The 11,989-nt window shown below is 57.2% G+C and carries 12 protein-coding genes and 1 riboswitch; all 12 genes read right to left on the bottom strand.

What is annotated here, in order from left to right; translation table 11 throughout:
* Nucleotides 1–105: 105 nt before the first annotated feature.
* Nucleotides 106–355: riboswitch (cobalamin riboswitch) on the bottom strand.
* 113 nt (nt 356–468) lie between these two features.
* Genes SELSP_RS05665 through rlmN form a run of 12 tightly spaced genes read right to left on the bottom strand, consistent with a single transcriptional unit; the run spans nt 469 to nt 11,987 of the window.
* Complete coding sequence (locus SELSP_RS05665; RefSeq protein ID WP_006192398.1) at nt 469–1,470, bottom strand: lysylphosphatidylglycerol synthase transmembrane domain-containing protein; 1,002 nt, start codon at nt 1,468–1,470, stop codon at nt 469–471.
* Nucleotides 1,471–1,509: 39 nt separating this feature from the next.
* Nucleotides 1,510–2,328 carry a GTP cyclohydrolase FolE2 gene (gene folE2, locus SELSP_RS05660; RefSeq protein ID WP_071585614.1) on the bottom strand — a complete coding sequence of 273 codons (819 nt, stop codon included), beginning with the start codon at nt 2,326–2,328 and terminating at the stop codon, nt 1,510–1,512.
* Nucleotides 2,329–2,338: 10 nt separating this feature from the next.
* The gene (gene queC, locus SELSP_RS05655) at nt 2,339–3,013 is read right to left on the bottom strand and encodes a 7-cyano-7-deazaguanine synthase QueC (RefSeq protein WP_006192400.1); all 675 of its coding nucleotides are present in this window, start codon (nt 3,011–3,013) and stop codon (nt 2,339–2,341) included.
* A gap of 17 nt (nt 3,014–3,030) precedes the next feature.
* Entirely contained in the window at nt 3,031–3,675 is a 645-nt protein-coding gene (gene rpe, locus SELSP_RS05650) for a ribulose-phosphate 3-epimerase (protein ID WP_006192401.1), read from the bottom strand.
* Nucleotides 3,672–4,556, bottom strand: coding sequence for a ribosome small subunit-dependent GTPase A (rsgA, locus tag SELSP_RS05645; protein WP_037367476.1), 885 nt, complete (start codon nt 4,554–4,556; stop codon nt 3,672–3,674). The genes rpe and rsgA overlap by 4 nt, the downstream gene beginning before the upstream one ends.
* Nucleotides 4,557–4,577: 21 nt before the next feature.
* On the bottom strand, nt 4,578–6,359 hold the full coding sequence (pknB, locus tag SELSP_RS05640; protein WP_006192403.1) for a Stk1 family PASTA domain-containing Ser/Thr kinase: 1,782 nt from the start codon (nt 6,357–6,359) through the stop codon (nt 4,578–4,580).
* Between the two features lie 11 nt (nt 6,360–6,370).
* Nucleotides 6,371–7,765 (bottom strand): peptidoglycan D,D-transpeptidase FtsI family protein, encoded by a 1,395-nt coding sequence (locus SELSP_RS05635; protein WP_006192404.1) that lies wholly within the window; start codon nt 7,763–7,765, stop codon nt 6,371–6,373.
* A complete protein-coding gene (locus SELSP_RS05630; RefSeq protein WP_006192405.1) occupies nt 7,758–9,011 on the bottom strand; it encodes an FtsW/RodA/SpoVE family cell cycle protein in 1,254 nt (417 codons plus the stop codon). Before SELSP_RS05630 ends, SELSP_RS05635 begins: the two co-directional genes overlap by 8 nt.
* Nucleotides 8,998–9,717, bottom strand: a complete 720-nt coding sequence (locus tag SELSP_RS05625) for a Stp1/IreP family PP2C-type Ser/Thr phosphatase (RefSeq protein ID WP_006192406.1) — start codon at nt 9,715–9,717, stop codon at nt 8,998–9,000. Before SELSP_RS05625 ends, SELSP_RS05630 begins: the two co-directional genes overlap by 14 nt.
* Entirely contained in the window at nt 9,714–10,166 is a 453-nt protein-coding gene (locus SELSP_RS05620; RefSeq protein ID WP_006192407.1) for an FHA domain-containing protein, read from the bottom strand. The genes SELSP_RS05625 and SELSP_RS05620 overlap by 4 nt, the downstream gene beginning before the upstream one ends.
* Complete coding sequence (locus tag SELSP_RS05615; protein WP_006192408.1) at nt 10,167–10,919, bottom strand: DUF3662 and FHA domain-containing protein; 753 nt, start codon at nt 10,917–10,919, stop codon at nt 10,167–10,169.
* 15 nt (nt 10,920–10,934) lie between these two features.
* Entirely contained in the window at nt 10,935–11,987 is a 1,053-nt protein-coding gene (gene rlmN / locus SELSP_RS05610) for a 23S rRNA (adenine(2503)-C(2))-methyltransferase RlmN (protein ID WP_006192409.1), read from the bottom strand.
* Between the last annotated feature and the right edge of the window lie 2 nt (nt 11,988–11,989).

The following is an 11,989-nucleotide window of genomic DNA, read 5'->3' as shown; positions in this document are numbered from 1 at the left end:
CCAAGACAAGACATGCGGATTTTTCCTGCAAGCGCAAAATACCACGGGTATATTCCGCCAACGAATATACCCTGGCATCCATCTCCTCATCTCTCGTAAGTCAAGCAATGAATCTTATCATAAGCAGGCTTTCTGGCTCTCGGATCATCGTTTGTTTCCGTCTTCCCGGATTTTCCCCAGTGACATGTCAGGAAGTGCCGACGCATTCAGCACTTTCATAAGAAACAGCGATTCCAGCGTTTCCCATGGAAACAAATTCCCCGATTACAGCTGCGGGACAGCATGGGTCTTTCACCCATTTTCCTCTCATCGCTCGCCGATATACATCGGCGACACTTATGACGTCTGTATGAATTTTTGAGAAAACAATTACTATCGGTAATTATATAGCAAAGTTCCTATCATGGCAAGCGCACGAAAAAATTTTCTTTAAGAAACATTATTTCTCCTTGCGATATACCTGTACGCTCAGCCATCCTCCTGCTGCTCCATCTGGCGATGCATAAAATCTCTGCCAAATACCTTGAGCGTGTAGTAAAGACCGATGAAGAACGGGATGTACTCGGCGATGAGCCGCCAGCAAACGGCGAGGATGCCGACGGTGCCTGCCGGTACGGAATCGGCAAAGAGCAGGACGAATCCGCCCTCCGCGATGCCGGAACCGCCGGGCGTCGGCGTGAAGTAGAGCAGCATGTTGAGGAAAATCATGCGCCCCATGACCGTGTACCAATCGGCTTCTGTCACGCCGAGTCCCAAAAGAAGACACGGAACGATGGCATAGATGAACATGAGACTTAAGCCTGATTCAAAAAAGATGCGAAGCATGCTCTTGGGCGAGGACGCGAGGAGATGCACACCCATCTTGAGATCACGATAGAAAGAGAGCAGCTTTTTGCTGCGCTTCGCACTCAGTCGCTTCGTCAGGCGCAGGATGATGTAGTCGAACGCATTCGCGCGAAAGGCAAGCGCGATGAGTGCGATGATGACGAAGGCGATGACGGAGACGAGCATCAGCGTATGATTGTCCACGCCAGGCAGGATGCCTGCGTCGTGCAGGAAAATGAACGGCATGCAGCATATAAGGAAGAGGATGGACACGAGGGTTCGCACGATGACAAGCACCGTCGCCTTGCCCGCCGGTACGCCTGCATGACGCAGGAACATGAGCTGCGCCACAGCGCCGCCCGTTGCCCCCGGCGTCAGAAGCGCGAGGAAGTAGTTGCCGAAGACCACCTGCACCGCCTGTCCCAGCGTGATGTGCTCGCCCGAGATCTTCACGAGGTGCATGAGGCGCGTGCCGTCAAGCGTCAGACCAAGGCTCACGCAGAGGAGCGCAAGGGCGATGGACCACGGCTGGAACGCTGTGAGATTTTTCAACGTATGAATGTCGACCGTCGAATAGATGACGGCGCCCGAGATGAAGAAAACGAGCAGCAGCGGTACGATGAAACGCTTGCAGAACACCTTCATTTGACACCTCCTCAGAGCGGCCCGACGCAGTTTCTCAGATCATTGCTCTTTACCGGCTGTCCTCGCCTCGCAATTCACATATTCTTCGTGGCTCGCATAGGCGCTGTGATTGTGAATCGACTCAAAATTCTCGCAGGAAAGCGAGAACCAAAAGAGTCCGGGCAAGGGACGTAGGGCGAGCACGAGGTCGCGCAGGATGTCCTCGACAAACTTTGGCTGCTCGTATGCTTTTTCCGTCACATACTTCTCATCTTCACGCTTCAGCAGCGGATAGATCGGGCACGACGCCTGCTCTTCCATGAGCGCGGCGAGATCCTCGATGAAGATGCACGGCGCGGGCGGCTTGAACTCGACGACTGCTTGCAGAAGACTCCTCTGATTGTGCGCACCGTAGCGCGAGATCGCCTTGCTGCACGGGCAGAGGGATGTCGCAGGCACGGTGACGCCAAGACGGAACGACATCGCCTCGCCCGCACGCTTTTCGCCCTCAAAGAAGCAATCAAGGTCGAGCACGGATTTCTTGCCGCTTGCCGGCGCTTCCTTCTCGATGAAATACTTGAAGGAAAGGCGCAGCTTCGCCGTCTCTGCTTCAAGACGATGAAGCGCGTCCTGCAGCATGGCTTCCATCTCTTCTTCCGCTACGGGCTTGTCGCACCACTGCTGCAAGATTTCCAGGAAGCGGCTCATGTGCGTGCCCTTGTACTCCTTTGGCAGGGAAACCGTAAAGCGGATGCGCGCTGTGACTTGCTGGAAATCGCCCGCCTTCGTCTTGATGCGAAACGGCAGATGGGCGTCCTTGATGCCGACATGCTGTATGTCGATGCCGCGCATATCCGCGCTTTTCTGTATGTCTTTCATCATCGTTTCTTCAGCGCTTTTCATACTCGATCGGGTCTTTTATGCCGGCAGCCGCGAAGCCCTGCAGGCGCAGTTTGCAGCTGTCGCAGACGCCGCACGCCTTTTCACCGCCGCTGTAACAGCTGTGCGTAAGCTCCAACGGCACGGCAAGACGCGTCGCCAAGCGCACGATATCGGCTTTGGACAAATTCTGCAGGGGCGTGACGATCTCGATGCGCTTTCCTTCGGAGGCCGCTTCCGTCGAGTAGTCCGCGACGGCCTGAAAATGCCGAATAAATTCGGGACGGCAGTCGGGATAGCCCGAATAGTCGACGCTGTTGACGCCGATGTAGACGGAGCGCGCGCCGATGGTTTCGGCATAGCCGAGCGCATAGCTCAAGAAGATCAGATTTCTTGCAGGCACGTAGGTCACGGGAACCGACGTGCGCGAAACGTCGCCCTCGGGCACGGCGATGCTGTCGTCCGTCAGCGCCGAGCCGCCGATCGCTTCCATGTTCGTCTCGATGATCAAATGACGATTCACTTTGTAAAAAGCTGCAATCTTCTTCGCGCCTTCCAGCTCGATGCTGTGACGCTGATGATAGTCAAAGCTGATGGGATAAAGTTCTTTCCCCTGCTCCTTTGCGACGGCCATGCAGGTCGTCGAATCAAGTCCGCCCGAAAGCAGCACTACCGCCTTTTCCATTCGCGTTTCCTCCTCCCTCAGCCGCGAATCGCCTGAATCGCTTTTTCTATATCGCTCGCCCCATAGACGGCAGAGCCTGCGACGAGGATGTTCGCCCCCGCCTCTCTCACGAGCGGCGCTGTCTCGGCATTGATGCCACCATCGACCTCGATGTCGAGAGCGAAATCATTTTCTTCTGCCGTATGACGCAGAAGCGCGATTTTTTCGAGCATCGACGGAATGAACTTCTGTCCGCCGAAACCCGGATTGACCGTCATGATGAGCGCCATGTCGATATCTGCCATAAGTTCTTCGAGCATGACGAGCGGTGTCGCAGGATTGAGCGCGACGCCCGCCCTGCAGCCGAGAGATTTGATCTCCTGTACGAGGCGATGGGCATGACGCACCGCCTCGATATGAAAGGTGATGACGTCCGCACCGGCCTCGGCGAAGGAAGCGATCTGCGCTTCCGGACGCTCGACCATCAGATGCACATCAAAAACCGCCGCAGAGCATTTGCGAAGCGACTTCACGACGGGAGCGCCCAACGTGATGTTCGGCACAAAAGCGCCGTCCATGACATCGATATGGACGTACTCCGCCCCAGCAGTTTCAATGCGCTGCACCTCATCGGCAAGATGCGCGAAATCCGCCGAGAGAATCGACGGCGCCACTTGAATCATCGATATACCTTCTTTCTCTGTACACTCTGCTGCAGCATTTCCAAATAGGAAGCATAGCGTGAGTCTTCAATTCTTCCCGCCTGCACAGCTTCTTTGACGGCGCAGCCCGGCTCGTGGCTGTGCGTGCAGGGCTGAAATCGGCAAGCGCCGAAAAAGGAACGAAATTCAGGGAAGAGCCCCGGGAGCGCACAAGGCTCGATCTCAGCAAGCTCCGTAGCGCTGAAACCCGGCGTATCGACGAGGAATCCTCCGGCGAACGGCAGAAGCTGCGCCGTTCGCGTCGTATGCCTGCCGCGCTTGATCTTCTCGCTGACAGCGCCCGTAGAAAGGGCAATGCCCGGCGCGAGGCAGTTCAAGAGAGAGGATTTTCCTACACCCGATGAGCCGGCAAACACGCTCGTCTTTTCCTCGACAAGAGACTGCATGTCTGCCACGCCTTCCCCTGTAACAGTGGACAGCAGGCATACGGGATAGCCGATTTCGCGATAGAGCGCGGCGAGGGCAGGAATCTCCGCCTCATCGCCCTCCAGCAAATCCATCTTGTTGATGCAGAGGACGATGCGTTCGATCTTCGACCACTCGGCAAGCACGAGAAAACGGTCGATGAGCACGGGATTAATATCCGGCTCGCGTGCGGCGAAGACGAGGACGACCTGATCGATATTGGCGACCAACGGGCGGCGCAAAAGACTCTTTCGCTCACAGCGCCGCTCGATGACGCCCGCGCCGCCTTCTGTAAGCTCAAGCTCCACATCATCGCCCGGCACGACGGCAATGCGTTCCTTTTTCAGGCGGCCTCGCAGCTTCGCCTCTACAAGTCCCTCTCGTGTCGCCACGTAGAAGAAACTGTTTTGCGCTCTGAGCACTTTTCCCTGCAACAAACCGTCCTCCTCTCCCACTTGCTAGCGGTTCGACTTGCCGCCGCTTGCGTCCTTGCTGGGCGTCTTGTCGCCTGCATTGTCGTCCGACGCGCGCTCCTTCGTCTTCGAAGACTTCTTTTCCGTTTCGGCGGCAAGCACAAGGTCGACCGCCGTACCTTCTTCCACCTCGCTGCCTGCCGCCGGGCTCTGCCGCACGACCGTGCCTGCCGCCTGCGAACTCGCTTCCTTCGTGACGGAGCCTACATGAAGTCCGCGGTTCTTGATCGCTTCCTTGGCGCTTGATTCCGCGCCGCCAACGACGCTCGGCACGGAGACCTTGCGCGGACGCTCGCCCTTGCTGATCACGAGGTCGACGACCTGCCCCTTGCTGATCTTCGATCCAGCACGCGGATCTTGCCCGATGACGCTCCCTGCAGGCTGCGAGGAGAACTCTTCCGTCACGACGCCGAGTTTCAGACCCGCTCCGGTCAGCTTGCTCTCCGCCGCTGACTTCTGCATCCCCTTGAGTTCCGGCATACTGACCTCCTCGCCCCCCTTGCTCACGTAGATGGTCACGAGGCGCTCTTCCTTGACCTTCGAGCCTCCCTCGGGATCTTGCTTAACGACCTGCCCTGCCGGTATATTGGAATCGTACATCTCCGCGATGTCTACGCGCAGTTTCTTGTCCTCCAGCTTCTGCTTGGCGACGGCCAGCGTCTGTCCCGTCACATCGGGAACGACGACTTCCGCACCGCTCCAAAACTTTCCATAGGAAAGGAATGCGCCGGCAAAGAAGCCAAAAAACAATACGAGGAACAGAATGAAAAGGAAGGCCTTGGAGCGGTACGCCTTCTTCGCTGCACCGCCATGCCCGACATCCGGAACATGTACGGAAGGCTGCGCTTCCTGCCCGTGTCTTGACAAAAGAGATGAATCGACCTCGGCCTCGCGCACGCGCGGCAATACCTGCGTCGCATAGGGATCGAGCAGCGACGATGCCGAGCCGCCAAGCATCGCCTCATCCTGCGCGATCTGCCGCACGACGGTTTCACTGTCGGGCCGCCGACTTGGATCCTTTGCCATCAATTCCGCAACGAGAGCCTCGACGAATGGCGGAATCGACGGGTCGATGGCGCAGACGGAAAGAGGCTCTTCCTGCAAGTGCTTCAAGGCGATGCCGACGGGCGTTTCGCCCGTGAAGGGCAACTCGCCCGTGAGCATTTCATAGAGAACGACGCCGAGGGAGTAGATATCTGACTTCGGCGTGATCGAAGCGCCCTTCGCCTGCTCCGGCGAAAAATAATGCACGGAGCCAACGATGTTGCCTGTATACGTCGACGTGACCGAACTCACGGCGCGAGCGATGCCGAAATCGGCGACCTTGATGCGCCCGTCCTCCATCACGAGGATGTTGTGCGGCTTGATGTCGCAGTGGACAAGACCGTTCTTGTGCGCATGGTGCAGAGCCTCAGCAATCTGACGCGCAATGGCGAGCGCCGTGGCAACGGGCAGGCGTCCGCCCGCATCAAGCTCTTCGCGCAGGGTCTGCCCCGAAACGTATTCCATAACGATGTAGTGGGCGTTTCCCTCCTGCCCGACATCGTAGATATTGACGATGTTGGGATGCGACATCTTCGCGGCTCCCTGCGCTTCAGCTTGAAAGCGTGCTACAAACTCGGCGTCACTCGCGAATTGGGCGTGCAGCACCTTGACCGCGACCGTTCGATCGAGCAGTTTATCGTGCGCCTTATATACATCAGCCATGCCGCCGCTTCCAACAAGCTCCACAAGCTCATAGCGATTGCCTAAAATGCGTTGTTCCATGGCACTGCCTCCTAATCATCTTGCAACTTTTCCAACAGCTTCCGTGCGATTGGTGCAGCTTCTGTGCCGCCTCCGCCGCTGTTTTCCACAAGGATGGCAAAAGCCACCTTTCGACCTTTTATTTCCGCCGAGCCGATGAACCACGCATGATCCTCGCCCGAATTTTCCGCCGTGCCCGTCTTGCCCGCTACGCGCACGCCACGGAGTGCCGCCGCCGTGCCCGTGCCTTCCTGCACGACCTCCTCCATGAATCCATGAATCAAGGAGGCGCGCGCCGCCGTCGTAGCCTCGAACCACTTCTCGCTTCGATGCTGTTCGAGTGTGATGCCGTTGGGCGTCACGACACGTTCGACCATGTAGGGCTTCATTACGACGCCGTCATTTGCAAACGCTGCGGCGAGCAGCGCCATGTGCAGCGGCGTGACGAGAAGCGTGCTCTGCCCGATGCCGATCTGCGCCGTATCTCCTTGACCGAGGGAAGCGAAGTTGGGCAGATGCGCTGCCGCCTCCGCCAATTCGCCCTGCGCCGTCTCCTCAAAGCCGAAGCGCCGGAAGGCGTCCGCCAGTTTCTTGCCGCCCAGGCGCAGCGCAAGCGAGCCGAACGTTGTGTTGCAGGACTCGATCAAGGCGTGCTCCACATCGATCCTGCCGTGCACAGCGCCGTGGCTCTCGTGGATGACCGAATCCCCCACTTTGAGCGCCCCCGTGCAGTCAAAGACCTCCTTGCTGTTCGTGACGCCGTTTTCCAACGCCGCATCGAGAATCAATGGCTTGATGGTCGAGCCGGGCGGATAAAGACCTTGCAGCGCACGGTTTACGAGAGGACTTTCCTTGTCCTGCCTCAGGCTGTCCCACTGCGCTTGAATATCGGACGGATCGAACGAGGGACGCGATGCGAGCACGAGAACCGCCCCGCTTTCCGCATCGAGCATGACGACAGCCCCGCGCCGTTCTCCCAGCGCCTCGTATGCCGTTTCCTGCAGTGCGGCATCGAGTGTCAGATAGACGTCGTCGCCGCGTGCGGAAGAGAAAATCTGCGCGAGCGGTCCCAGTCGCCCGAGAAGTCGGCTGTGTCCGGAAAGCTCTGCCCCCTTATAAGTCTCGATGCCCGTGCTGCCGATCGTATCATCAAGATAGCCTGTGACCGGCGCCATGATCCGCCCGTAAGGATAGCGTCTCTCCCCTACGTTCGGGCTGAGCGCGAGAACTTCACCCTTTCGATCAAGGATGCTGCCGCGCAGCACGCTGTCCTCGGCGAGAGCTGCGCGGCGATTCAGCGGATGCTCTGCGAGCCGATCCGCTTCCCAGACCTGCAGATAGACGACATAAAGCGCCAGGCAGGAGAATGCTAGGAGCAGGATGATGGCTGTGCGCAGGATATACCTTGTATTATTTCGCTCAACCATGTCGATTCTCCTTTTTGGAAAGCACAGTCAAAATGCCGAGCAGCATGAAGCTGGCGATCATGGAACTGCCCCCGTAGCTTACAAAGGGAAGCGTGATGCCCGTCAGCGGCAAGAATTTCGTCACGCCTGCGATGATGATGAAGGCCTGCAGGAGAAATACGACCGCGATGCCAGCGGCAAGCAGAATGCGCGTCTCTTCCCGGCAGGCGAGCGCTATGCGTATGGCACGATAAAAAAACAGGGCAAAGACGAGCATGACGCCTAAGGAGCCGAGCAACCCCAGTTCTTCCGCAATCGCCGCAAAAATAAAATCCGTATGCACCTCGGGAATCAAATTGGGATGACCGTGTGCAAAACCCGCGCCCCAAACGCCGCCCGAGCCGAGCGCAAAGAGGGACTGAACGACTTGATAGGCGCTGCCCGAAGGATCGCTCCAAGGATCGAGCCAGATGTTGAAACGCACGCGCACATGGGAAAAGAACGAGTAACTGAGCGCGGCTGCGCCCAGAAAGAACGTGAAGGCAAGCGCCACATAAGATTTTCGACCCGTAGCCATATACGTCATGGAAACAGCTATGCCAAAAAAGAGCAGAGCCGAGCCGAGATCGCGCTGCACGACGAACATCAGGATGGCGATGCCCCAGATCAGTAGGAGCGGTGCAATGAAGCGAAGCACGGGCAGCTTCAGCCAAAGAAGCCTGTGCCTGGGCAGCGTCAATACCTCCCGATGCTCCGTCAGATAGGCGGCAAGAAACATGATGATGACGATCTTGCCAAATTCCGAAGGCTGCACGGCGAAAGGGCCAAAGACGATCCAGTTGCGGCTGCCGCCGATCTCCGTGCCGAAAAAGAGCGCCGAGCACAGGAGCAGAAGGCAGAATACGCCCAGAAGATATGGATAGGAAAGGAGGCGAAGAAACCTCTCTCCAAGAAAGACGAGGACAAGATAAACGATCAGACCGAGCAGCAGCCAACGCATCTGTGTCAAAAAGAGCGCGGGCTTCAAGCGTCCGATCATGATGAGGCCGAGACTTGCGAGCAGCATAGCCGCAGGGAAAAGCGTCAAGTCCGTTCCATCTCGTCTGCCCAAAATAAACTGCGTGAAGAATGCACCGACGATGACGGCCGCAAGCCAGGGCAGCAGCAAAAGGTCCGCCGTCAGACGATGTGCAAGAAGCAGTACGCCCGTGCCCAGCAACAGGATGCCGAGCGGAGGCAGCAGCAGGTGCAGCTTAGCCTCTTTCATCGCATTCCACCACGATGGCTGTGATATTGTCGAGTCCTCCTGCCAGAAGCGCCAGCTCGACGAGAGTCCGTGCCTTATCCGCAGACTCTCCCTGCAGAGTCTCGCGAATGGCGGCTTCTCCAACCATATTTGTCAACCCATCCGAGCACAGGAGAAAGATGTCGCCCTCCTCGGGCGTGAAGCTTCCCGTATCGACGACGAGTTTTTCTTCCACGCCGACCGCACGCGTCAGAAGATTCTTTTTCGGATGATTCCTCGCCTCCTCTTCCGTGATAGAGCCTCGCTCGACGAGATCCTGTACGAAAGAATGGTCGCGCGTGAGCCGCCTGAGCACACCCTTTCGCAGAAGATACAGGCGGCTGTCGCCCACATGCGCCCAATACGCCGCATTTTCCCTATACTGCAAGGCGACGACCGTCGTCCCCATGCCCTTTCGGGCTTCATTCGCCGCCGCTGCACAGAGAATCTTGCTGTTCGCTGCCTGTACGGCGTGAAGCAAAGCTTTCTCGCCGCATTCATGCACAGCATCGGAAAACATCTCAGCGAATACATCAACGAGCATCGCGCTCGCCACTTCTCCTGCGGCATATCCCCCCATGCCGTCCGCCACGACATACGTATCAGGCGGTATGAAGGCGCATGCATCCTCGTTGCTCTCGCGCACCTTTCCCCTGTCCGTCGCTTTCGAGACTTTCAAAAAAATCACCTCTCAAACCTCAGTGTCACAAAGCCGATGCGTATGAGATCCCCCGGCTTCAGATAAGCCTTTCCCTGCAGGATCGCATCGTTCAGATACGTGTGGTTCATGCTGCCCATGTCCTCGATAACATACTGATTGTTTACAAGACGTACGACAGCATGACGGTGCGATACGAAGGAATCGGGAATGCGGATGTCGTTGTCGGCACTGCGCCCGATCGTCAGTCCCTGCGTGAAGGCGAAGCGCTTGCCCAAAAGCGCTTCATCGCCTGCCTCCACGACGCTGAGCACGGCTTCGTCAGGCAATATCTCACGCGGCTTTATTTCCTGCTGCAAGGCCTTGGCGTCTTCAAACATCGCCTGTGCCAAGCGCGCGATAAAACGAAAGAGCAGCAGCAGGACGCCGTATTGAAAAGCTACGCTCAGAACGCGCAGCAAAAGCTCTGAACCCGGCAATCATATCACCTCATAGCGCAGGACGGAATTCCCAATCTGAATTTCATCGCCATGCCGCAGCCATGATTCGAGCACGGGACGCCCATTGAGAAGCGTGCCGTTCGTGCTGTCCTCATCTTGCAGGAGATGGCGATGCCTTTCATAGCGGATGGAGGCATGGACGCGCGAAGCGTTGGGATCGGTCAAGATGAAATCGCTTCGTTCCCGTCTGCCGAGAAAGATCTTTTTCTCGCCGAACGCAAGGTAAGAGTCGAGATCCTCCCCTTCCACAACCGTGAGCGAAGCGATCTTGTACTCCGTCGGCAAATCGAGCGGCGCTTGGAAAGACGGCCTCTGCAGGACGATCGTGTGCTGCTCCTTCACCGCCTGCGCCACGCGCTGCACCATGTCAGAATATGACGCCTTCACGCGGCACAGGCCGAGAGAAAGTTCCGCATCCTTCTGGATGTTGATGGCAAGTTTCCCGTCCATGAAGGCATCGAGCAGGATGACTTTTTTTTCCGCCAAGATGTGAAGATCATCGAGGAAGCGCTGTGACGAAAGATGGTGGCAATCTTCCTCGTTCATAAGGATCGTATAGGCATTGGGCAAAATCCATTCTTTCTTTCCTTTTTTCGCCCGCCGCTTCGCGTTCGCGATTTCTTTTTCGAGCTTCTTCTCCACCTCGATCGGTTCAAGGGCGCTGCCAAACTTCTTATTGAAAAATCCTTCGATATGATTTTCCAAAAATGTTTCCCATTTGGTAAAAGCCATGGAATCCCTCACAATCTATTGCTTCTCTTCACTCTCGGACATGTGACGGTTGCGCAGTTGTCCGCAGGCCGCCTGTATGTCAGCGCCCATCTCCCGACGTACCGTGGCCGTGATGTGACGGCGCGTGAGCGCACGACAGAAGGCTGCGGTGCGCTCCTCGGATGGCCGCTCGAAGCCCCGCTCCTTCACGGGATTGATGGGAATAAGGTTGACGCTTGCAAGCTGTCCTGCGAGAAGTTCGGCCAATTCCTGGGCCTCCCGCTCGCCGTCGTTCACGTCGCGGATGAGGATGTACTCGTATGTGACGCGCCGCCCCGTCTTTTCCGCATAGCGTTTTCCTGCCGCGACGACGTCCGACAATGGATACTTGCGATTGATCGGCATGAGTTCGGAACGAATTTCCTCGCGCGGCGCATGGAGCGAGATGGAAAGCGTCAGAGGCATGCCCTCTTCGGCAAGGCGGTCTATAGCGGGAACGATGCCCGAAGTGGACAGCGTGATGCTGCGATAGCTGATGTTCAGCACATATTCTTCATGCAGCAGGCGCAGGAAATTCACGACATTTTCATAATTCATCAAAGGCTCTCCCGACCCCATCAAGACCATGGTGTCGACCTTCCCGCCTTGCGATTTCAGCATCTCCTCGATGAAGAGAACCTCGGCGAGCATTTCCCCCGCCGTCAGATCACGCGCCAATCCGTGCAGGGTCGAGGCGCAGAAGGAGCAGCCCATATTGCAGCCCGCCTGCGTCGATATGCATATACTGTTGCCGTAAGGCTGGCGCATGAGCACGGCTTCCACGGCAGCGCCGTCAGAAAAGGCGAGCAGGAACTTGCTCGTCCTGCCGTCGGCGGCATCGAGCCTCGTGCGCAAAAGAGGCGTGTCGATCGTGTACCTCGTCTCAAGTTCTGTGCGCAGGGACTTTGGCAGATTCGTCATGTCGGAAAAACGCTTCGCACATTTCTTGTAGAGCCATTCCGCCACCTGCCTCGCGCGGTATTTTTCCAAGCGCAGGGCAGCGAAATCCTCCTGCATCGCTTCGAGCGTCATGCCGAAAATGTTCTTCATGC

This window comes from Selenomonas sputigena ATCC 35185, from assembly GCF_000208405.1.
Classification (GTDB): Bacteria; Bacillota; Negativicutes; order Selenomonadales; family Selenomonadaceae; genus Selenomonas; species Selenomonas sputigena.
This window is presented reverse-complemented; position numbering and strand designations above follow the sequence as displayed.